The sequence below is a fragment of the Neoasaia chiangmaiensis genome (assembly GCF_002005465.1).
Taxonomy (GTDB): Bacteria; Pseudomonadota; Alphaproteobacteria; order Acetobacterales; family Acetobacteraceae; genus Neoasaia; species Neoasaia chiangmaiensis.
On the sequence record NZ_CP014691.1, the window covers coordinates 1,406,852 to 1,427,565 of the forward strand.

A 20,714-nucleotide genomic window follows, 5' to 3' on the forward strand; every position below is an offset into this window, starting at 1 on the left:
CAGTGGATTGCCTTGATTGTGCCCCGTCATGCCGCAGGACATCCCGTCAGACAATCGTTTCTCACCCCTCATGCAGCGGAAAATGACATGCGACGGATCGCCGTACGCCGATCTCACGCAGCTTCGGCACCTCGGCACGACACCGCGCCTGCGCGATCGGGCAACGGGTATGAAAGCGGCAGCCGGGCGGCGGCGAGATCGGGCTGGGCACCTCCCCGGCCAGCGGTGGCGGCAGTGGCCGGTCCGGACGCGGCACCGCCTCCAGCAGCGCGCGCGTATAGGGATGCGCCGGCGCGGCCATCACGGCCAGCCCCTCGCCTTCCTCCACGATCGTGCCGAGATACATGACCGCAATCCGGTCCGCCATCTGCCGCACCACCGCCAGATCATGCGAAATGAAGACACAGGCCAACCCCAGCCGCGCCTGCAGATCACGAAACAGATTGATGATCTGCGCCTGAACCGACACATCCAGCGCCGAGACCGGCTCGTCCGCCACAAGCAGCGACGGACCGAGCGCAATCGCCCGCGCGATGTTGAGGCGCTGGCGCTGCCCACCGGAGAATTCGTGCGGATAACGCGCCGCCGCCGTCTCCGGCAAACCGACCCAGTCGAGAAGCTCGCGCACCCGTGCCGCAATGTCGGGCCGCCTGTGAATCCGCAACGGCTCCGCGATGGCATCGCCCGCCATGCGGCGCGGATTGAGCGACGCATAGGAATCCTGGAACACCATCTGCATCCGTGCGCGCAAGGGCCGCATCCGCCGCTCCGATAGGGCGGTGATCTCCTGCCCCTCGAACCGGATCGAACCGGCGCTGACGCCGTTCAGCCCGACCAGCGCGCGGCCCAGCGTGGATTTGCCGCAGCCGGATTCCCCCACCAGCGCCAGCGCCTCACCCCGCGCGACGTGCAGGGAAACGCCCGCCACGGCCTGCAACACCCGACCGCCGCGCAGATGATAGCGCCGCTCCACGTCACGCGCTTCCAGCAGGATGCTCATGCCGCATACAGCACGCAGGCTACCTCCCGTTCGTCATGTTCGCGCATCGCGGGTCGTATGGCGCATTCCGCACGGACATACGCGCAACGCGGCGCGAACACGCAGCCCGATGGCCGGTCCTGCGGCGCGGGCGGCTGCCCGGCAATCGTCGGCAATTCGGCCGGCCTTGGACCGTCGAGCGGCGGAATGGCGGCGAGCAGCGCCTGCGTGTAGGGATGCAGCGGCCGTTGCAGCACCGCCTGCACCGGCCCGCGCTCCAGCACGACGCCGGCATAAAGCACCGCCACGTGCGTGCAGGCCTGCGCCACGACACCCATGTCATGCGTAATCAGCATGACGCCCGCGCCACGCTCGCGCAGCTTGCGCAGAAGCATCAGGATCTGCGCCTGCACCGTGACATCCAGCGCTGTGGTCGGCTCATCCGCGATCAGCAGCGCGGGCGAGCAGGACAGGGCCATGGCGATCATCGCACGCTGGCGCAAACCGCCCGAAAGCTGATGCGGAAAGCGCTCGGCCGCCGCCGCGGGGTCCGGCACCCCCATATCGCCCAGCAGCTGCACCGTGCGGGCCCGCGCAGCCCGACGCGACAGCTTTTCATGCAGCCGTATCTGCTCGTCGATCTGCGCGCCGATGCGTCGAACCGGCAGGAAGGCGGTCATCGGGTCCTGAAAGATCATGGCCACCTCGCGGCCACGCAATGCCCGCCAGTCGCGCTCCTTCTGACCCAGCAGCGACCGTCCGTCCAGCCGGATCGCACCCTGCGTCTGCATGCCCTGCAACAGGCCCATCACGCTCATCGCCGTCAGGCTCTTGCCGGAACCGGACTCGCCCACCACGCCCAGCGCTTCCCCACGCGTCAGGCCCAGTGAAACGCCATCCAGCAGCCGGCGCCCATCGGGGAGCGCCACATGCAGATCCTCGATCGCCAGCAACGGTTCAGCGCCCATGCCGCCCCTCCCTGATACGGGGATCGAGCAGTGCATACACACCGTCGATCGCCGCATTGGCCAGGACGACGAATACCGCCGAATACATCACCGTCGCCATGATCAACGGAAGATCCAGCGTATTGAGCCCCTGATAGGTCAGGCGTCCGACTCCCGGGAGGGCGAACACCACCTCCGTCAGCAGCGCGCCGCCGCCGACCAGCTGCGCGAAGTCGAGGCCGAACAAGGAGACATAGCTGAGCCAGGACAGTCTCAGCCCATGCCAGAGCCAGACCCGCGCCGGCCCCGCGCCCTTCGCCCAGGCCGTGCGGATGGCGTCCTCGCCCATCGCCGCCAGCAACTCGGCACGCAGCACGCGCGAATAAAGCCCGATGAACGACACCGCCAATGTCAGTGCTGGCAGGAGCAGGGCTCTCGCCCAGTTCCACGGGCTTTCGGCAAACGGCACGTAGCCCAGCGGCGGCACCCAGCGGAACAGCCATGTGTCGTGAAAGCGGTTTTGCGTCACGAGATTGACAACCTCGCCCAGCCAGAACACCGGGATGGATAGGCCGAGCAGCCCCATCGCCATGAGGAGCCTGTCCAGCCATGTGTCACGCAGCATGGCGGACGCGATGCCGATGCCCAGCGAAAGCCCCAGCCAGAACACCGATGCCCATAGCACCAGCGACAGCGTGACGGGGGCCGCCGCCATGACCTCCGGCACCACGCGTTCGCCATGATCGACGAAGGACGTCAGATCGCGCGAGACGAACAGCTTCTCCATCATGCGCACATACTGAACCGGCAACGGCCGATCGAAGCCGTATTCCGTCCGCACGCGCGCCATCACCTGCGGACTGGCCCCGCGCCCGGCGATCCGCGCCGTTGGGTCCGCGCCCGGCGTCGCGAAGAAAACCGCGAAAATCAGGACGGAGATACCGAACAAAACCAGGAGCATCTGCCCCGTGCGGGCCAGGAACGCCTGCATCATGACGCCCGCCCCCGACGCTTCGGATCGAGCTGGTCACGCAACGCATCGCCCAGCACATTGAGGGCCAGCACCGTCAGCACGATCGCCAGACCCGGCGCAATGGCGACGACGGGGCGCGTATACAACAGACCCTCGCCGTCCTGGATAATGCTGCCCCAAGATGCCGCCGGGGCCTGCACGCCCAGGGAAAGGAACGACAACGCGGATTCCGCCAGCAGGCAGAGCGCCGTCAGCAACGGCGCCAGCACCACCAGCGTCTCGATCAGGTTCGGCACGATCTCGCGCGTCAGAATGCGGAAATGCGAGGCACCCAGCCCGCGTGCCACCATGACGAATTCCGCGCGCGACAGGCTCAGGGCCCGTGCGCGCAAGGGCCGCGCGGCATATGGAATATAAACCAGCGCGATGATGACGATGGGAATCAGCAGATTATCTGCGGCGATCGTCACCGGACCCAGCCTGAGACCATGCCCGATGGTGACGATCGACAGGGATATCGCCAGCAGATAGACCGGAATCGCCCACAGGATGTCCAGAATGCGGCTCAGGACGATATCGACCCAGCCGCCGAAATAGCCCGCGCAGACGCCCACCGCGCCGGCAACCAACAGGCAAAGAACCGCTGCGGAAAACGAGATCAGCAGCGAGTTACGCCCGCCATACAGCACCCGTGCCGCGACATCCCGTCCCTGCGCATCCGCGCCGAGCGCATAGGGTCCCGGCCGCCAGTCCGGCCCGACCGGCGTCAGGCCCAGATGGAGCGGATTGTCGTTAGGCTGCATCAGGTCGATCGTCTGGCCATGGCGTATCGTCGTGCCAGCCACATCGGAGGTGAACGGGTCCACTCCGACCCATCCGGCATAAAGCGGCGCGGCCAGGCTTGCGCCCGCGACCAGCACGAGGGTTGCAAGCGCCAACATCGCGTCCCGCCGCCGTGCCAGATCGCGCCCCAGTCGCACCCATGCTCCCGTCAGCAAGGGGGTTGCGCTCCGTCTTCGAAAGTGCGGGCACCGCTTGGAAATTCAGGCATCTCGCACGGCCCCAGCAACTGCCCGATCTGGAGCACCCGCAAATCCGCTCCCGGTCGCCCGACGATCTGCATGCCGGTCGGCAGGCCCGACGGCGCGAAACCGCTCGGTACGGACAACACCGGCAGACGCGGCAGCAGATTGAACATCCCCGTCATCGTCGTCTCACGCAGACGTCCTTCCGCATCGGGCGGCGGGCTCGCATAAGCACCTTCCGCCGGCGGCACGTCCCGGGCCAGTGTCGGACAAAGCAGTGCGTCGTAACGTTCCAGAACCGGCTGCAAGGCATGCGCCATGCGCGTGCGGACCCATTCGCCCGCGCGCAGTTCCAAAGCGGAAACGCGCCGCCCGATCTCGATCAGCCGCCGCACGTCGGGCGACAGCATTTCCTCGCGTCCGGCGGCGGCATCGCCGTAGTTGAAGGCCAGCCATACCGCCCATTCGCGATCCCATGTCGCCGTCGCCTCGGCGGGAAATTTCAGCGACACGTCATCCACAATCACGCCGCGCGCCCGAAGCCGCTCCGCCGTCGCGCGCAGGTTCTCGGCAATCGCCGGTTCGACCGCATAACATCCAAGATCGACCGAGAGCGCCACGCGACAGCCGGCAACAGGCGCCGCCAGCCCTTCCAGGAACGCCACGGGCGGCGGCGCACCGGCGATATCGGCGTTATTCCGCCCCTGCACGACATCCAGAAACAGCGCCGCATCCCGGCAGGAGCGGGCCAGCGGCCCCCAGTGCGCCAGGGGATCGAAACGATTGGCCGCACCGTCGAACGGCACGCGCCCCCAACTCGGCTTCAGCCCGATCAGATTGCAGGCACTGGCCGGGATGCGGATCGAACCGCCCATGTCCGAGCCTTCGCCGAGCGGCGCACAGCCAGTCGCCACCGCAACGGCCGTGCCACCGGAACTGCCGCCTGCGCTGTAATCCGCATTCCAGGGATTGCGCGTCACACCCCAGAGCGGGCTGTCCGTCCGCCCCGACCAGGCAAATTCCGGCGTGGTCGTCTTGCCGATCACGATCGCCCCCGCCACCTTCAGCCGTGCCGCGATCAATGCATCATGCGTGGCGGCGCGACCGTCGAACAGGCGCGATCCTTCCGTCCAGACATCGCCTTGTGTCGGCGTCATGTCCTTCAACACGACCGGGACGCCATGCAGCGGCCCGAGCGTCGCGCCGCGTTTCAGCGCCGCCTGGGCAGCCTGCGCCTCCAGACGTGCGGCATCCTCGCGGATCGATACGAAATGGTTGAGCACATTCTGCATATCCTTGGCGCGGGTCAGCGCCGCATCGACGAGCGCCGGCCCGTCGATCTCATGTCGCGCAATGCCGTCACGCATCGCCACCGCATCGAAATGAAGCCAGTCAGGACCGGTCATTGCACCCACACCTGCGAAAACAGCAGCCCGAAGATATGCGTATAGAAATAATTTCCCAGCCGTTTCGACACGAGGATGGTTTCGTATTTCTCGATCATCGGCGCGGCGGGCGATTGCATGGCGATCCGCCGGTCCGCCTGTGCCCAAAGATCGGCGCGCTGCGCATCGGAAAGCGTCATGTCCGTCTTGGCGCGATCGATCAGCGCCTGGGTCTGCGCGTCGCAATAGCCAGGGATATTGATCGAACTGCTGGAACCGGGATGGAAATTTTCGCAGCCGAACAGATCGTCGATAAAATTGGACGGTGACGGATAGTCGGAAGACCAGTCCTTGATCGAGATCTGCACCCTGTTGCCGCTGTTCTGGATGTAGTCGAACATCACGGCAGGCGCGAGCGGTTTCATGGCCGCCTGATAACCAAGGCTCTGCAACGTATCGCGCAAGGCGTTGCCCATGGCCTTGTCCACGCTGCGATTGGCCACGATCAGCGTCACCTTCTGCCCCGCCGTGCCGCTTTCACGCACCAGTTCGCGCGCGCGTTCCATGTCCGGCGCCCGCCATTCCGGCGCGGGGTGCGCCAGATCGGCGCCCTTCGTGTAGGGGCAGCCGGTCATCCGGCCTGTCAGTTCCGGCGGCACCATGCCGCAGACAGGCCGGGCAATGGCCGATCCGCCATAGAGAATGGTCATCGCATGCCGGTTGAGCGCGTAATTGACGGCCTGACGCGCTTTCAGATTGTCGAACGGCGGCAGATGGACGTTCATCGGCGCGAAATAGATCGTCAGATGCGGCTCGATATGGGTCTGCGCCGTATACTGGCCGCCGATTTCGCCCAGGCGATCCAGCGGGACCGGATCATACTGCCAGTCGATCTGCCCGTTCTCGATCGCCGTCACCGCCGCCTCGTCTGTCATGCCGAAGCGATAGTCGATCCGGTCGACATAACCGTCCGGCTGCGCATCCTGACTCCACACATGGAAATACGGGTTACGCTCGGCGATCAGACCGCCTTCCGGATCGTAGGATGCGATACGATAAGGCCCGGTCGTGGGCACCGGCGTATTGCCGACATCGTGATCCGGCGTATCGGCGGGCAGGATGCTGGCATGGGTGAAGGCCAGCTTCATCAGGAATTCACTGTCCGGCTGGGTCAGATGGAACGTCACCGTGCGTCTGGCCGCATCGCCGATGACCCCTTGCGCCAGCGTGCAATGTCGCGGGTCGGCCAGACATGCATCCGCCCCCTTGATCGCGCCATAGAACGACCCCGCCGTCGGCGAGCCCACGCGGAAGATGCGGCGCATGGATGCCACGACATCCTCGACCGTCACCGGTCGGCCGTCGGAGAACCGAATGCCGGGCCGCAGCGTGAACACATAGGTCAGGCCACCATCCTGCGGTGTCGGCAGGCTCTCGGCCAGATCAGGCACCACCACGTCGCTCGCGGTCCCCCGCGCCTTGCGATAGCCCGTCAGACCATCATACATCACGGCGAACAGGTCGATATACACCGCCGTATAATTGATCTGCGGATCGAGCGTGCCGCCGGAGCCGACGGCATTCAGCCGCAACGTGCCGCCACGATGCTCATCCGCCGCCCGAACCGTGGCCGGCAGCGCCAGCAGCGCCGCCACCAGCATGAGAGAGCGCCGTGAAAACGCGTTCTTCAGGACGGGTGAAATAGGAATAGTCGCCTCGCTCGCTCGATTCATCTGCCGGATAGCCGGTGATCGCGAAAACATACGCATCTTTACGCGCCGGGTCATACCAGAGCCCGCTATGCAACGCATAAGCATCGCCCAGATGCCCGCGCAACCCGCCGCGATAACCGATATAGGGCAGATCGCCCTTGCCACGCGCATCGTGCCAGCCGGTCAGCCAGGCGATCGTCATGCCGTAACGGTTGAACGGCCCGGCGGTCCCCTCGCCCGTCGTGCCGTTATGGCCGTCGTAGCGCCATGTCGTTCGCTCCATCAGCGCTACCGTCTCCGGTTTGAGTATACGCACGCCGTCCAGTTCGCCACGCCCGATCAGCAATTGCGCCACGCGTGCCAGATCCGGCATCGAGATGCGCAGCCCCCCTTGCGGCGAGAACAACGTGCCGTTCGTCCCGGGCCGATAATGCGTCAACTGCCCTTCCGGCCAGCCGCCCGCCATATCGCCGCCCGCCGTCCGGTCGTCGGTCTCCGGCGTCCAGCCGGCGGCATCGCGATGATAAAGCGTGGACAGACGTTCCGGATGCGACAACGCATGCACATTGTAGCCACCTGCGATCTTCATCGGGTCCAGGATATGCCGCTGCATGTAACGGTCGAAACGTTCGCCGCTGACACGCTCGATGATCGTGCCGACCAGCCCGTAACCCAGATTGCAATACTCGAACCACGCGCCGGGCACCTTGTCGCTTCCCTTCGCGAAATGATCGCCCGTCGGGCCGGGATGGGCCGCATCGAACATCGCGGAGATCGGCCTGTCGGGCGGCAGCGTGTAGCCCTCCGCATCCCGCAGGCTGGACGTATGGTTCAGCAGCATCCGCACGCGGATCGGCTCGTCCGGAAAGGCCGGATTGCGGAGACGGAAGCCGAGGTAATCCGACACGTCCCGATCCAGATCGACCTTTCCCTGCTCCACGAGTTGCATCAGGCCGATGGTCGTCACGACCTTGGAGACGGAGGCCACGCGAAACAGCGTATCCGGCTGCACCGGCCATGCCCTGCCTGCCTGACGATGCCGAAAACCGCCGAAAAAACGGTAGCTTTCCTGCCCGTCATGCAGACGGATCGCGGCCAGCCCTTGCAACGGCTGCCCGGCAGACGACGTCAGGATGGCCGTCATGTCCCGATCGATATCGGGCTTTGCGGCCGGTGCCGCCTGGGCGGCGAAGCTGGCGAATGCCATGATGCCGACAAGTCGTTTCATGCGCCGCCCTCCGGCAGTAGTTTCTGTCGTGTGGTGATGTGCGGCGCGATCGCCGGGGCCGAGAACAACATCGGTCGCATCCGTCCGGCCAGCCAGTCCGGGAGCACATCGTCATAATGCGGCGAGCGCGGATCGTCGCTCTGCCCCGGCAGGTTGAGGTAAAGGGCGTTATCCCACGCCCCAACGTCACACACCATCAGATAGCTGGCGCCACCCGTCGCTTCGTATGGGTTGGCGACCTTGCGCGACGCATCGTACCATCGCGCCTGAACGGTATAGGCGTCGCCGCCGCTGGCGAAAGCGGGACCGCCAACCGGGGGGTAGGCTGCCGCCACCTGCGGCACCCGCGCCAACGAATGGCGGATGGTCACGCTGTGCAACGCACCCCAACGCCATGTCGCGGCATCCCCGCCCAGCCGGCGCGTCAATTCCGCCTTCGCCGCGCGCAATGCCGCAATCATCAGCATGTCCCGCGCGGCCACCGGGTCGCTTCCCAGCCGGGCATCCGGTGCCGTCAGAAGCCCCTCGGTCACGGTGACAAAGAGTTCAGGCACCAGATCGCGCAATTTTTCGGGCACGATGCGCTCGTGCAGCGCCCTGCCCATCTCCGTCCACCACACCTCATAGAGCGCCGCTGCGGCACTGTCGGCCGCCACGTTGCCGTCCCAGCCACGCAGCAGGGCCGTCTCGGCAGCCAGATCGGGCGCGTCCGGCACCAGGGCGGCGATTTCGCGCGCCAGACGCGACTGCGTATCGTGCTGCAAGGCCGCGCAATCCGCGACGCTGGTCTTCTCCCGCGCCGTCAGCACCTGCGCCACGCGCTGATAGCGATAGGGCGGGCTCCATTCGAAGCTGACGCGGTGCGCCGTCTGATCGTAGCCCGGCGGCAGGTTCATCTGGTTCGAGGACGCGAACCATCCCGGCGCGGGGTCGAGCACATGCGGCAGATCGTCCAGCGTCTGCAACCCGCGCCAGTCGTATCGGCCGTCGCCCGGGGCAGGCATCAGCCCGTCATGCCCCGAAGCACGGGCTGGCAGGCCGCCCGCCGCCTGCCAGCCGATATGCCCGTCCACGTCGGCGTAAAGGAAGTTCGTCGGGCTGGTGTGCAACCGCAGCGCTTGACGGAACTCGGTCCAGTCCCGCGCGAGATTGATGCCGATATTCGCCAGCAGGCCATTCGCGCCGGGCGCGAGCCAGGTCGCAGCGACCGCAACCGCCCGGTGATGTGCGGGATCCTGCGATATGACCGGCCCCTGCGCCGCGAAATGGAGCGTCGCCGTCTGGTCCGGTGCATCCTTGACGGCGATTGTCACGGTTCGTGCCACCATCGGCACCCATTCGCCATGGTGGAGATAATGATCGGGCCGCGCCGGATCGGTCCGCAGGACGAACAAATCCTCCTGATCGATATGGAAGTTGGTGCGTCCCCAGGCGATGCGGTCGTTATGTCCCTGCATGACGCCCGGCATGCCCGGCAATCCGCCGCCGATGACGTCCAGCCCCGGCGCGGTGAGATGCACGACGTGGCGGGGACCCGGCTGCCCGAAATCCAGGTGGGGGTCGTTCGCCAGAATCGGTCGCCCGGTCGTGGTGCGTCCCGGCGCGACAACCCAGGCGTTGCTGCCTTCGTTCGCACGACGTTGCACCGGCCGCCCGGCAGCATGCGCCGCACCCGATGGCGGCCCTTTCTGCAACACGCCGAACCAGCCCAGATCCGCTTCGCTCACCGCATGCACGTCGAGCCCATCGGGCACGCGAAGCGTCCAGGCCGGTTCGAGCGGCCGCATCAACGCGTCCATGTCCAGCGCGCCACGCGCCGCCAGACGCGCACGACGAATTTCTGCCTTCGTATTGCCTGTGGCCTCCGCCCGCACACGGATCAAATCGCGCAGCTCCCAGCGCAGGGGGCGATAACCGAAGATATCGAAAATCGGCGGCAACAGGGCCGGGTCGCGTTCGGTCGCATCCAGAAAGGCGTTGATGCCATCCACATAAGCCTGCGCACAGGCACGCACGCGCGGATCGAGCGCGTCCAGCTCCGCCTCGACATCGCCCTGGAACTGGAAGAGACGGCTGGCGGTATCCGACGGCACGAAAGCCGCGCCGAACACCGCCGCCAACGCGCCGAGCCCCTGACGATGATCGAAATCGAGCTGCAAGAGTCGATCGCGCGCCGCCACGTAACCGTCACCGAAATAGGCATCCTCGACGCTGGCCGCGCGGATATGGGGCACGCCGAAACGATCATCGGCAATCTCGATGGACGACCGGACACCCCGCACGCGTCGCACCGGGCCGCCGGTTGCGCATGCCGTCAGGAGCCCGGCAGCCCCCGCCAGCAGAACATGACGTCGGCGCAGCGATAATGATGAGTTCGATATCAGCACGTTCAACCTTTTATCGGTGCGTTTCATGAAGGTGCGAAAGCCGCCAGCGGCACGACCGGCCGCGTTCCCGAGGCGATGTCGGCGATCAGTTCGCCACAGGCGGGCGCAAGCGTGAAGCCCAGGGCACCTTGCCCGGTATTGATGAACATGTTCCGGTATCGTTCCGAGCGCCCGACGATCGGCAATCCCGTCGGGGTCGCCGGGCGGAAACCTGCCCAGGCTTCCGCATTTTCATAGCGTGACGCCTGCGGAAAGATGTCCTGCGCCAGGGCCTTGAGTTGTGCGATGCGACGCAGGTTGGGCTCGGCGTCCGCCGCGCCGATATCGACCATCGCCGCCGCGCGCAAACGGGTGCCGATCCGCGCATAGACCACGCGATTGGCGTAATCCGTCACGCTCACCTCCGGCACCGCGCCATCGGCATCCGGCACCGTCAGGCTGTAGCCCTTCAGCCCATAGATTGGCAGGTCGATCCCGCAGCGACGCAGCAGGGCCGCCGTCTCCAGCCCGGTCGCCGCCACGACGCCATCCGCCTCGACCGCCATGCCATTGACGTGAACGCCGATGCGATCCCCTTCGGCCACGAAGGACGCATTGCCGCGACGATAGGCAAAATGCGACATCGCCTCCATACGCGTCAGCAATGCCTGGCAGAACTGCGCGCAATCCGCGACTTCCTCACCCGGCGTATAGATGCCGCCGGCGAAACGCCCGTGTAACCCGGCCAATGCCGGTTCGATCCCGATGCATTCGCGGTCGTCCAGAACCTGCTGAAGTTCGGGCTGCACAATGTGTTTCGCCGCCGCATTCAGGGCGCGCCCCTGGCGGTGAATGATCAATTTGCCGGCACGTCGCCAGGCAAACGGTTCAAGTCCTTCGTTGCGCCATTCGCCCAGCGTCGTCTGCGCATGCAGTGCCAATGTCAGCAACTGTTCGGCATTGCGCCGGTTAGTCTCCGCACGACAGGCGCGAAGGAAAGCAAGGAGCCAGCGCCACTGCCGGAAATCGGCGCGCAATGTCAGCGCGATCGGCGAATCGGCCCGCCGCATCCATTGCAATGCGGCCAGCGGCACGCCCGCATCCGCAAGCGGGCTGACATAGCGATAGCTGAGCTGCCCGCCATTGGCGTAGCTCGCCTTGCGCCCCACACCGGCGGCGGCCTCGATCAGCGTAACGGCAAAGCCACGGCGCAAAAGCGCGTAGGCCGTCGACAAACCGACAACGCCGCCCCCCACAACCACCATCGTTTGTGACGGCTTCATGCAATCCGATATCCCGCCTGTTTTTCGATGGCGCCAGTGTAGCGAACCATCGCCGATCGCCCATGTCGGACTATGCGCCCGCCGTTAACCAAAAGTTATGACCGCGCGTTTTGCGGCATTTGACGGCTCAAAGCGGGCTGACAGGCGCATGGCCGCTGTCTTCGTTCCGGCCAAGCGCATCCAGTCGCGTCAGCATCGTCGCGAATTCCTCGCGCAGGATCGTCAGAAGATGCTGCGCAATCTTGCCGATCGCGTAATCCTCGCGAAACAGGACGCTACATTCGACCGACATCGGCGGATCCAGCATCAGTGGCGTCGGCAGTTCCGGGTCGTGCAATGCCGTGAAGGCATCGACGATGGTGCTGCCGATGCCCAGCTTCGTCAGTTCCGCCGCCATGTAATGCGTGCGAACCCGGATGGCGGGCGCCACCTCATGTCCCAACCGGCGCCAGACACTCCCGACCGCCCAGGCCGTCGGATCGTTGTCGCTCAGACCGATCCATCGCTCCGGGTCGATATCCTCGATCCGCACAGGTCCTTTCGTCAGGGTCGCATCCAGCAGAACGAGTGGCACGTCGGCGATTTTCTGCGATTGCAGCCCCGACGTGCGATGCTCGCCGAAAACAATGCCGAAATCGAGATCATGCTTTTGCAGACGACTCACGATGTCCGCGCCGTGCATTGCATCGACCGTCAGGAAATTTCCCGGAACACTCTCACGATAGCGTTGGATCACGCGCGGCACGATGCTCAATCCAAGGCTTGGCACGCATCCGATATGAAGTTCGTGACCGCCGCGTCCCAACCGCAGATTATCCGTCAGCCTTTTAAGGCTGCTCATCTGCTCGAAAATATAATTCACTCGCGGAATAATGATTTCCGCCTCACGCGTGGGCACCAATCGGCCGCCCGCGCGCTCGAACAGCGCAAAGCCCAGTGATTGCTCCGCATGGCGCAGAACCTTGCTGGCGGCGGGCTGCGAGACGTTAAGGACTTCGGCCGCTTTTCGCAACGATCCTGTTGCCATGATACTGTAGAAGACTTCGATATGTCTCAATCGCATGGATCGTGCCCCGCCCTTCGCCTCGGCACGTCAGGCCGATCCGCGATAGTATCAAAACGCAAGCGAAACGCGATGCCCTTCCGGTGCAACATACCGTCTTGCTCCGCTCGGAGCCGACATAAACCGCCCGAACGGGCGGATGGACCAGCGGCGGGGAAAGGTCGCTTTGTTACGGACCAGCATCGGAACCGCTCAGGGCAGGCCCTGCCCTGGCCGGTTATCCCCTACTGGTTGCGCCCGTAACTGACTTCCGTGTCCGGTGTCGCCGGATGCGGCGTCACATCCACGCCGCCTTCACGCGACGTCGAGAATCCCTCATCCGGGGGCGGTTCCCGATGGCTGCCAGGCGATGGCTCTTCGGCAATGATGGATGGTGGCGCGGCGCCAGCCAGCGCGGTCGGCGGCGGATGGTGCCGGCCATGCCCCTGCGGTCCGTTCACCGTTAGATCGGCTGCGGGCGGCCCGAACGCCGTGGTCATGCCGCAGGCGGATAGTCCGAGAACCAGAGTTGTCGAACCGGCAAACAGGGCGATAACGCGCGACATGGGCGCCATGCTACCAGCCTCATGCATCCGGCAGCAAGCGATGCCGGAATGCCCGTCGGCGCTTTCCATCCGATTGACGTCCGCCATCACATGCGACAAGCAACGCTCTACATATCGTCGAGGAGAAGACCCGCTTGTTCGAAGGCCCGCTGATGACCGCCGCCGACCGCCGCCGCGCATGGCGCGACAGCCTGTTTGTCGATCACGCGATTTTCCGCCTTCCCTGGACGAACCTGTCGACGGTCGTGCCGGGGCGTGTCTATCGGTGCAACCATCCAACGCCTGCGCGGCTTGCCCGATTACGCGGCAGGCTTGGCCTGCGCACGCTGATTAACCTGCGCGGTCACCGACGCTGCGGATCGGACGCGCTATCGCGACAGGCCGCAGCGGATCTGAATCTGACACATGTGGACATGGCTTTCGAAAGCCGCGGCGCACCACATCGCGATCGTATCCTGCGTTTCTACGATCTTTACAGGATCGTGGAGAAGCCGATGCTGATGCATTGCAAATCAGGCGCGGATCGCGCGGGTCTGGCATCTGGTCTCGTGGTGATGTTCGAAGGCGGCACGACTGCCCGGGCACTGCGCCAGCTTCATTGGCGCTTCGGGCATTTCAATCGCTCACGCACCGGTATTCTCGACGCGTTCTTCCTGCGTTTTCAGGCACAGGCAGAAGGGCGAATCCCCTTCATGGAGTGGGTGCGCAACGAATATGATGAAGTTGCCCTGAAACAGGATTTCGTCGCCGGAAAACTCGCCTCGTTCGTGACGGATCAGGTCTTGCGCCGGGAATAACGCTGTCCCGGCGTGCCCTGTTATCGTGGGTCAGCCCAGATCCGGCTCCTGGCCACTGTCGCCGGAGTACTGGCTGAGGAACACCTGACGCGGCGCGTAGCAATCCTCAAGCTCGAAGTTGATCGAAGGATGGAAAAGTGGCTTCGCCGGCTGTTCGAAACTGTCGGGAGACGGAAGGGGGATACGGTTGTCACACATCGTTAATCGCGTCCTGTCGAATATCTGAACACGATATACGAACATTAAATAACGTTAACAAGTTGCCGGGATCGTTATCACGGCCTCGTGATGCTTTGACGCCCGACCGTCTTATCTTGTCGCGTACAGGGCCAGTGTTCCATCGGCATCGACCTGCGCACGGACGCCATTATAGCCTGAGACGGTGGGATGTCCCGTCTCCAGCGGCTGCGTATGTGTATGCGTAATCACGACCACCGCGGCGCCGGAAGCTTCGCCTGCCCTGATCCCTGCTGGAGCGTCCTCGAAAACGACGCAATCGGAAGCCTTGAAGCCAAGCTTCTCCGCGCCGAGCAGGAAAGGGTCCGGGTTGGGCTTGCCACGCGTCACATCCTCCGATGTCACGACGACTTTCGGCATCGGCAGGCCGGCCACCTCGATACGGCGCAACGCCAGATCACGCGTGGCGGACGTGACGATCGCCCAGCGGTCCGGCGGCAACGATGCCAGAAACCGCGCGGCGTCCGGGATCGGGTTGATGCCGTCGGTATCCATCAGTTCCTGATCCGTGATCCAGCGTGCTTCCGCTTCCGGATCGATATTCGGCAGATTCTGGCGCTTGATGGTGTCGATCGTGCGAACGCCGTGCAATGTGGGCAGGAATTTATCGACATCCAGCCCATGCTTTGTGGCCCAGCGTGCCCAGACGCGCTCAGCGGCGATGATGGACGTCAGGATCGTGCCGTCCATATCGAACAGGAAGGCATCGAAGCGGCGATCGGGGAAAAGAGGATGTTCACTCACAGGGCGGCTCCGGACAATGGCAGGTTGCCTTTACCCTGCCGAAGCGAAACGCATCCGGCAAGGCAACGCACCATCAACCCGGCGTGTCGACGGCCAGTCGGCCCAGTGCCGGATCGTCCGTGAAGAAGCCATCCAGACCCAGATCGAGGTAGCGTTTGACTTCGGCAATCATGCCTGCCGGATTGCGCGCATCGGGGCCCGCGTCATTACGAAGCTGTTTTGGCAGGAAGCGGTTTTCCGGTCGCGCCGTATAGGAATGCACGAGCAGACCGGCGCGATGCGCATCCGTCACCAGCGTACTGGGCGCGCCCCAGGCGCCATCGGCGTCGCGCGGGATCAGGTCGGTGTTCGACGGCCCGATCACATCGGCATAACGGCGCACTTCGGCCAGACCCTGCGGTGTCATGAGATCGCCAAACGTGGTTTTCGTCCCGACCGCCAGCAGATCCGGCGGCGTCTGACGGCGTTCCCCCATCAGCAGCATCAGCCGCGCCTGTGGATTCACCGCGCGCACCTTGTCGCCCAGCATCCTGAGGTTGCCGGTTTCGAATGACTGGACTTCCAGCGGTGCCTGACGCGTATATTCGTGCGCCGCGATGGTGCGCAGGAACGTCGCCTCCGGATCGAAGCCGAGCTGGTGGAAATGGGTCGAGTTCTTGATTTCGGGGATCAGGCCGAACACCTTGCCCCGCGCTGCGGACTCCGCAGCCACGAAATCGATGACCTCCTCGAAGGTGGGCACGTCGAAATGCCCGTCATAACGCGTGTTGTGAACACGCACGGTGCCCAACCGCTCCCGTGCGCGCAATGTCTTGAGTTCGGCGAGCGTGAAGTCGGTGGTGAACCAGCCGGTCTCGCTTTGCCCGTCGATGGTCATCGTACGTCGGCGACCGGCGAACTCGGGCCGGTCCGCAACATCGGTGGTGCCCGCGATGTTGCTCTCGTGACGCGCGATCAGCACACCGTCCTTGGTCGGCACCAGATCGGGCTCGATGAAATCCGCGCCATCGGCCATGGCTTTGGCGTAGGACGCGAGCGTATGTTCCGGCCGAAGGGCAGAGGCCCCGCGATGGGCGAACACCAGCGGCCTGGGCGCGAGTGCCGGCGCGGCGCGTGCCTGGGCACAGAACGTCGCGAGACCGAGGCCGAGTGCCGAGCGGCGTGACAGCATGAAACGATCCATTACCAGTTCGCGCTCAGCGTAAGGAAGAACATGCGCGGCGCAATGGGATAGGCCGTGAATTGCCCGGCCGTCTGCGTCGTGCCGACGGTGGACCAGCCCTTGTCGTTCGTCAGGTTCGTGATGTTGCCCTGCACTTTCAGCGCCGGGATGTGGGGAATGCCATGGATGGTGTAGCCCGCGTTCACGCTGAACAACGCATAGGGGGATGCCCACATGTCGTTGGTGTAGGTCGTGTAACGCTTGCCGATCACATCGCCGACGAACTGTCCGGTAAAATTACCCCACATGGTCGTGGCCACGAATTTCTCGGACCAGTCCGGCATGCCCGTTACGTTGCGACCCGCCGTGTGCACGATGGTGGAGCCGGTCGCGTAATTGTCGTTATAGACCGACTTATTGTAGGACAGCGCGTTGTAGAACGAGAAATGCGGCCCGAACTGCGCGGTGAAGGAGAAATCCATGCCGTCGGTCGTGACCGAACCCACATTGGCCAGCGTCGTCGCCGAACCGATGATGGAGGACAGCGTCTGCGTCGTGGCGATCGCGACAAGGCGGTTCGAGAAATGAACGTGGTAGTATTCGACCTGCCCCTGCAAATCCGTCAACGGTCCCAGATTGACGCGATGATGCGACCGCAGGCCGGTTTCATAGGTCCATGACGTCTCGACCTTGCCGTGCTCCTTGAAGTTCTCGAAAGCCGCCTGGCTCGTCGCGCCCCATGGCGTGGCATTGCCGTAGCCGGCATCCTGATAGGAGCGCATGTTCTCCTGGATGTTGGCGAACCACTGCTCATTGGGCGTGATGTTCCACAATGCACCGAAGGCCGGCAGGAACGGCTTGACCGCTGCAATCGTGCCACCGGGCACGGTGACGGAGGATGCCGGCGAGAGCGAGCCCTTCTTGCCCGCCACCGGCAGGGTGCCGTTCGTGTAGACGAGTTCGGACTTGAACCCGGCCGACAGCGTGAAGTTCTTCGACACCTTCCACGCATCCTGCAAATGCGTGACCCAGGTGTTGGTATAGAAATTATTGGTGTACTGGTCGATCAGCGCGCCCTGCTGCCGTTCGTACGGCGTGGTCGGATTGGTGGCGCTGAGCGGATACCAGCGGCGAGCCTGTGTATTGTTGTTGCGTTCGTACCAGCCGCCCAGTTCGATGTTGTGGTTGCCGAGATGGTAATGCAGCGTGGAAAGAACACCGCCGCGATTGTCCCAATATTCGGTCGTGCGGGTGGCATAGCCGGACCCGCCGAATGTCGAACTCAGCTGGTCGTTGCTCTGATTCGGGAAATAGGCGCCGAACAGCGTCGGCAGGCCCGCCGCCGTGATCGGACCGGCAACAACGCCCTCTCCCAGGTCGTGATGGTAATAGAACTGGTTGTCCCAGTGCAGGTGGCTGTTGAAATCATGCGACCAGGCCAGATAGGTCAGGAAATCCTGACGCTGCGCGGCTGAATAATAATTGCGATAGTTCAGACCCGCCTGTTTGTATTCCGGCGATCCGTAATAGGACTTGGCGTAGTTGAAGTCCGGATAGGTGAACGGACGGACATACGTGCCGTAGCCGTTCGGCAACACGATGCCGTCCTCGTTGGGTTCCACCTTGTCCGACCAGTCGAAGAAATATGTCAGCTTGTCGCGGCTGCCGTCATGCACGAACTTGGCATTGACCTGATTGCCCCCCTGATGCCCGGCAAAGTCCCATGCGCGGGCGTCCTGGCGCGCCCATGACACGTAAGCCGAATTGCCATTGCCGAAATCGCCGGTATCGAAACGTGCGAATGTGCGGAAGGTGGACCAGCTACCGAATGTCTGGTTGAGTTGCCCGCCCATATGATGCTTGGGATCCTGCGACATGAATTGCAGCGTCCCGCCCAGATTGGAGGTCGAGGCTGTACCCAGCGCGCCCGCGCCGGTTGCGACCGACGCGCTGCCGACGTTCTCGCTGATGACGGCGCGCTGGGGCGAAAGGCCATTGAAATTGCCATAGGCCTGATCGCCCAGCGGGATGCCGTCGAGCGTGAAGCCAAGCTGATTCTGGGTGAAGCCGTGAATAAAAAGCGAGGCATTCTGCTCGTTGTTACCCCACGGATCGGCGTCGTTGTAGACCACACCCGGCAGGATCTCCAGTGCCTTGACCGGATTGATGCCCGGCAGGATGCGCTGGAGCTGTGCATGACCGAGGCTTTGTTCCGAACGCGTCCGGCGTGCCGTGGCGACGATCTCCTCGGCCGGCGCGGTCGAAACGCGGTCCTGCTTCCTGGTCGTATCCTTCGTGGTCGTGTGCTTCGTCGTGCTTTGCGAGGCGGCTCGGGCGGCATTCGAAGCCACGTTCAGCGCGACCGGTGCGCAGAACAGAGACAACAGAGCCAGGCGACGCGATGAGCGGAGGGGCATCAGATAATCCGGAATGAGTGACGTTTGCGCGGCGGAAGCTAAGCGCCGGTTCCCGGATTGTGTGTGAAGCTTCGATGAGAGCTTGATGACATCTCGATGAAACGAAAAATGGCGCGTCCAAGGACGCGCCATTTCAGCGATTCCATACCCGCAGAGGGAATGTTCAGAAGCGGTAGCCGATACCCATGCCGACGACTGTCGGATCCAGCGAGTCATGCGCCTTGATGAACGCCCCCGACCCACGGTCGTTCGCCCAGGCGTGGTCGCGAATGAACATCTGTTTGGCATCCACGTTGAAGAACCAGTTGCCGACCAGCTGATAATCGAAGCCGATATCCACCGACGGGCCGCCGGTGACGCCCACATTGAGCTTCTGCACCAGCCCACCGGCCGGCGACACGTTATGGAACCACGCCAGCGTCGCGCCGACACCGACATAGGGGTTGAAGCGCTTGTGCGGGCGGAAATGCCACGCGAAGGTAATGGTCGGCGGCAGGACCCATGCGCTGCCGACATCGACCTTGCCGAACGGCGTGCCTTCCGCTGCCACCTCGTGCCGCGAACTGGCAGCAATCAGGTCAACGGAGACGTTGTCCGTGAAGAAATACTCGAAGGTCAGCTCCGGCATGACCTGCCGCGTCGTCTTGATCCGGCCGGGAATGGCGGTGCCGTTCAGCCAGACCTTGCTGCTGGTATCTTCCGGCAAGACACCGAGCGCCGACAGCCGCACGATGAAGTCGCCGCGGCCCAGGCCAATCCTGGTGTTGGCGCATGTCTGGAAGATGCCGCACCTTCCGCCGCTGCTGACGGGCGCCGCAACCGGCTGCGCCACGGGAGCGGCCTGCATGCTGGCGGAAAGTGGTGCATTCACAATCGGTTGCGTCGTCTGCGCATGGGCCGCAGGCGTCAGCGCCGATGCCGACAACCATGCGCCCCCCAAGGCCGCGCCAAGAGCTTTCAGGGAAATCTTCATTGACATCATCCGTCATAAATTCGTTGCGGCCCTATGAGCACGCCCCCTTCACGAGTGCTTTGACCTGGATCAATAAGGTTGCATCAAACTGCGGAAGTGAGGACAATCGGCCACACCGGACGCAGGACGCGTTCCGGCCGATATCGCAAGAGGAGCGGCCAGCGTGCTGATGCGACCCCAGGATATCGCGACCCTGGCGAGCCATTGCGCCCGTTGTGGCGCGCGAGACAGAAGTATCTGCTCCGCGATCGAGGACGAGGACCTCAATCATCTGGCGGTTCATTCACAGCATATCGATGTTGCGGCTGGACAATGTTTCATCGAGCAGGACGAACTGGCCCGCGATTTCTTCGTCGTGACGGAAGGGCACGCCAAACTCTTCACACTGATGTCCGACGGAAGGCGGCAGGTGAACGGCTTCGCCGGACAAGGCCAGTTCCTTGGTCTGGCGGCAAACGAACGCTACGCCTTCAGCGCCGAAGCGCTGACGCCCCTTAAACTCTGCCGTTTCTCCCATGACGGCATGCGGCTTCTGACGGCACAGTTTCCCACCCTGGAACAACGCCTTCTCAGCGAGGCCTCGAATGAACTCGTCGCGGCACAGGGACGCATGCTGCTACTCGGCCGCAAGACGGCGCGCGAACGTCTCGCCAGCTTCCTGATAGAGCGCGGCGCCGGTTGCCACCAGGCCACGACCATCGAACTGCCGATGACGCGCACGGACATTGCGGATTATCTCGGCCTGACGATCGAAACGGTGAGCCGCACATTGAATGCGTTGCGACGGGATGGCCTGATCGACATCGACCACATCACGCGCATTCACCTGCGCAACCGGCACGCCATTGCCGCGCTGGCATCGGGCGAAGCAGCCTAGG

General features: G+C 64.0%; 18 protein-coding genes. 2 read left to right on the top strand and 16 right to left on the bottom strand.

Features of this window, described 5'->3' with window-relative positions:
• Window positions 1-61 precede the first annotated feature (61 nt).
• The 11 genes from A0U93_RS06635 to A0U93_RS06685 form a co-directional block, all read right to left on the bottom strand.
• Window positions 62-1,000, bottom strand: coding sequence for an ABC transporter ATP-binding protein (locus A0U93_RS06635; RefSeq protein ID WP_077806644.1), 939 nt, complete (start codon window positions 998-1,000; stop codon window positions 62-64).
• Window positions 997-1,947, bottom strand: coding sequence for an ABC transporter ATP-binding protein (locus A0U93_RS06640; RefSeq protein ID WP_077806645.1), 951 nt, complete (start codon window positions 1,945-1,947; stop codon window positions 997-999). The genes A0U93_RS06635 and A0U93_RS06640 overlap by 4 nt, the downstream gene beginning before the upstream one ends.
• The gene (locus tag A0U93_RS06645) at window positions 1,937-2,920 is read right to left on the bottom strand and encodes an ABC transporter permease (RefSeq protein ID WP_077806646.1); all 984 of its coding nucleotides are present in this window, start codon (window positions 2,918-2,920) and stop codon (window positions 1,937-1,939) included. The genes A0U93_RS06640 and A0U93_RS06645 overlap by 11 nt, the downstream gene beginning before the upstream one ends.
• The gene (locus A0U93_RS06650) at window positions 2,917-3,840 is read right to left on the bottom strand and encodes an ABC transporter permease (protein WP_077808387.1); all 924 of its coding nucleotides are present in this window, start codon (window positions 3,838-3,840) and stop codon (window positions 2,917-2,919) included. Before A0U93_RS06650 ends, A0U93_RS06645 begins: the two co-directional genes overlap by 4 nt.
• Window positions 3,841-3,890: 50 nt before the next feature.
• A complete protein-coding gene (locus A0U93_RS06655; protein ID WP_077806647.1) occupies window positions 3,891-5,330 on the bottom strand; it encodes an amidase in 1,440 nt (479 codons plus the stop codon).
• Window positions 5,327-6,970, bottom strand: a complete 1,644-nt coding sequence (locus A0U93_RS06660) for an ABC transporter substrate-binding protein (RefSeq protein ID WP_077806648.1) — start codon at window positions 6,968-6,970, stop codon at window positions 5,327-5,329. Before A0U93_RS06660 ends, A0U93_RS06655 begins: the two co-directional genes overlap by 4 nt.
• Window positions 6,918-8,249: a serine hydrolase domain-containing protein gene (locus A0U93_RS06665; protein ID WP_077806649.1), complete on the bottom strand. Its 1,332-nt coding sequence runs from the start codon at window positions 8,247-8,249 to the stop codon at window positions 6,918-6,920. Before A0U93_RS06665 ends, A0U93_RS06660 begins: the two co-directional genes overlap by 53 nt.
• On the bottom strand, window positions 8,246-10,663 hold the full coding sequence (locus A0U93_RS06670) for a penicillin acylase family protein (protein WP_077806650.1): 2,418 nt from the start codon (window positions 10,661-10,663) through the stop codon (window positions 8,246-8,248). The genes A0U93_RS06665 and A0U93_RS06670 overlap by 4 nt, the downstream gene beginning before the upstream one ends.
• Window positions 10,660-11,898, bottom strand: coding sequence for a D-amino acid dehydrogenase (locus A0U93_RS06675; protein WP_174807219.1), 1,239 nt, complete (start codon window positions 11,896-11,898; stop codon window positions 10,660-10,662). Before A0U93_RS06675 ends, A0U93_RS06670 begins: the two co-directional genes overlap by 4 nt.
• Window positions 11,899-12,025: 127 nt before the next feature.
• Entirely contained in the window at window positions 12,026-12,961 is a 936-nt protein-coding gene (locus tag A0U93_RS06680) for a LysR family transcriptional regulator (protein ID WP_077806651.1), read from the bottom strand.
• 224 nt (window positions 12,962-13,185) lie between these two features.
• Window positions 13,186-13,515: a hypothetical protein gene (locus tag A0U93_RS06685; protein WP_147150755.1), complete on the bottom strand. Its 330-nt coding sequence runs from the start codon at window positions 13,513-13,515 to the stop codon at window positions 13,186-13,188.
• 125 nt (window positions 13,516-13,640) lie between these two features.
• On the opposite strand from A0U93_RS06685, the gene A0U93_RS06690 reads away from it, so the two are divergent.
• Window positions 13,641-14,303 (top strand): tyrosine-protein phosphatase, encoded by a 663-nt coding sequence (locus A0U93_RS06690; RefSeq protein ID WP_077806653.1) that lies wholly within the window; start codon window positions 13,641-13,643, stop codon window positions 14,301-14,303.
• A gap of 30 nt (window positions 14,304-14,333) precedes the next feature.
• Here the strand turns inward: A0U93_RS06690 and A0U93_RS16390 are convergent, their stop codons facing one another.
• The 5 genes from A0U93_RS16390 to A0U93_RS06715 all read right to left on the bottom strand — a co-directional run bounded on the left by A0U93_RS16390 (window position 14,334) and on the right by A0U93_RS06715 (window position 19,836).
• Complete coding sequence (locus tag A0U93_RS16390; protein WP_169852710.1) at window positions 14,334-14,501, bottom strand: hypothetical protein; 168 nt, start codon at window positions 14,499-14,501, stop codon at window positions 14,334-14,336.
• Window positions 14,502-14,612: 111 nt separating this feature from the next.
• Entirely contained in the window at window positions 14,613-15,284 is a 672-nt protein-coding gene (locus A0U93_RS06700) for an HAD family hydrolase (protein WP_211274056.1), read from the bottom strand.
• A gap of 73 nt (window positions 15,285-15,357) precedes the next feature.
• Window positions 15,358-16,455 (bottom strand): glycerophosphodiester phosphodiesterase family protein, encoded by a 1,098-nt coding sequence (locus A0U93_RS06705; protein ID WP_077808390.1) that lies wholly within the window; start codon window positions 16,453-16,455, stop codon window positions 15,358-15,360.
• Window positions 16,456-16,466: 11 nt separating this feature from the next.
• On the bottom strand, window positions 16,467-18,863 hold the full coding sequence (locus A0U93_RS06710) for a TonB-dependent receptor (RefSeq protein ID WP_077808391.1): 2,397 nt from the start codon (window positions 18,861-18,863) through the stop codon (window positions 16,467-16,469).
• Window positions 18,864-19,026: 163 nt separating this feature from the next.
• Window positions 19,027-19,836 (bottom strand): OmpW/AlkL family protein, encoded by an 810-nt coding sequence (locus A0U93_RS06715; protein WP_077808392.1) that lies wholly within the window; start codon window positions 19,834-19,836, stop codon window positions 19,027-19,029.
• Window positions 19,837-20,005: 169 nt separating this feature from the next.
• Here A0U93_RS06715 and A0U93_RS06720 point away from each other — a divergent pair, with 169 nt between their 5' ends.
• Window positions 20,006-20,713, top strand: coding sequence for a Crp/Fnr family transcriptional regulator (locus A0U93_RS06720; protein WP_077806655.1), 708 nt, complete (start codon window positions 20,006-20,008; stop codon window positions 20,711-20,713).
• The last annotated feature ends 1 nt before the right edge of the window (window position 20,714 follow it).

What these genes read in the sequence shown, in the direction of transcription:
- A0U93_RS06635 (WP_077806644.1), bottom strand. Translation starts at nt 1,000, where the DNA reads ATGAGCATCCTGCTGGAAGCGCGTGACGTGGAGCGGCGCTATCATCTG.
- A0U93_RS06640 (WP_077806645.1), bottom strand. Translation starts at nt 1,947, where the DNA reads ATGGGCGCTGAACCGTTGCTGGCGATCGAGGATCTGCATGTGGCGCTC.
- A0U93_RS06645 (WP_077806646.1), bottom strand. Translation starts at nt 2,920, where the DNA reads ATGATGCAGGCGTTCCTGGCCCGCACGGGGCAGATGCTCCTGGTTTTG.
- A0U93_RS06650 (WP_077808387.1), bottom strand. Translation starts at nt 3,840, where the DNA reads ATGTTGGCGCTTGCAACCCTCGTGCTGGTCGCGGGCGCAAGCCTGGCC.
- A0U93_RS06655 (WP_077806647.1), bottom strand. Translation starts at nt 5,330, where the DNA reads ATGACCGGTCCTGACTGGCTTCATTTCGATGCGGTGGCGATGCGTGAC.
- A0U93_RS06660 (WP_077806648.1), bottom strand. Translation starts at nt 6,970, where the DNA reads ATGCTGGTGGCGGCGCTGCTGGCGCTGCCGGCCACGGTTCGGGCGGCG.
- A0U93_RS06665 (WP_077806649.1), bottom strand. Translation starts at nt 8,249, where the DNA reads ATGAAACGACTTGTCGGCATCATGGCATTCGCCAGCTTCGCCGCCCAG.
- A0U93_RS06670 (WP_077806650.1), bottom strand. Translation starts at nt 10,663, where the DNA reads ATGAAACGCACCGATAAAAGGTTGAACGTGCTGATATCGAACTCATCA.
- A0U93_RS06675 (WP_174807219.1), bottom strand. Translation starts at nt 11,898, where the DNA reads ATGAAGCCGTCACAAACGATGGTGGTTGTGGGGGGCGGCGTTGTCGGT.
- A0U93_RS06680 (WP_077806651.1), bottom strand. Translation starts at nt 12,961, where the DNA reads ATGCGATTGAGACATATCGAAGTCTTCTACAGTATCATGGCAACAGGA.
- A0U93_RS06685 (WP_147150755.1), bottom strand. Translation starts at nt 13,515, where the DNA reads ATGGCGCCCATGTCGCGCGTTATCGCCCTGTTTGCCGGTTCGACAACT.
- A0U93_RS16390 (WP_169852710.1), bottom strand. Translation starts at nt 14,501, where the DNA reads ATGTGTGACAACCGTATCCCCCTTCCGTCTCCCGACAGTTTCGAACAG.
- A0U93_RS06705 (WP_077808390.1), bottom strand. Translation starts at nt 16,455, where the DNA reads ATGCTGTCACGCCGCTCGGCACTCGGCCTCGGTCTCGCGACGTTCTGT.
- A0U93_RS06710 (WP_077808391.1), bottom strand. Translation starts at nt 18,863, where the DNA reads ATGCCCCTCCGCTCATCGCGTCGCCTGGCTCTGTTGTCTCTGTTCTGC.
- A0U93_RS06715 (WP_077808392.1), bottom strand. Translation starts at nt 19,836, where the DNA reads ATGAAGATTTCCCTGAAAGCTCTTGGCGCGGCCTTGGGGGGCGCATGG.
- A0U93_RS06720 (WP_077806655.1), top strand. Translation starts at nt 20,006, where the DNA reads ATGCGACCCCAGGATATCGCGACCCTGGCGAGCCATTGCGCCCGTTGT.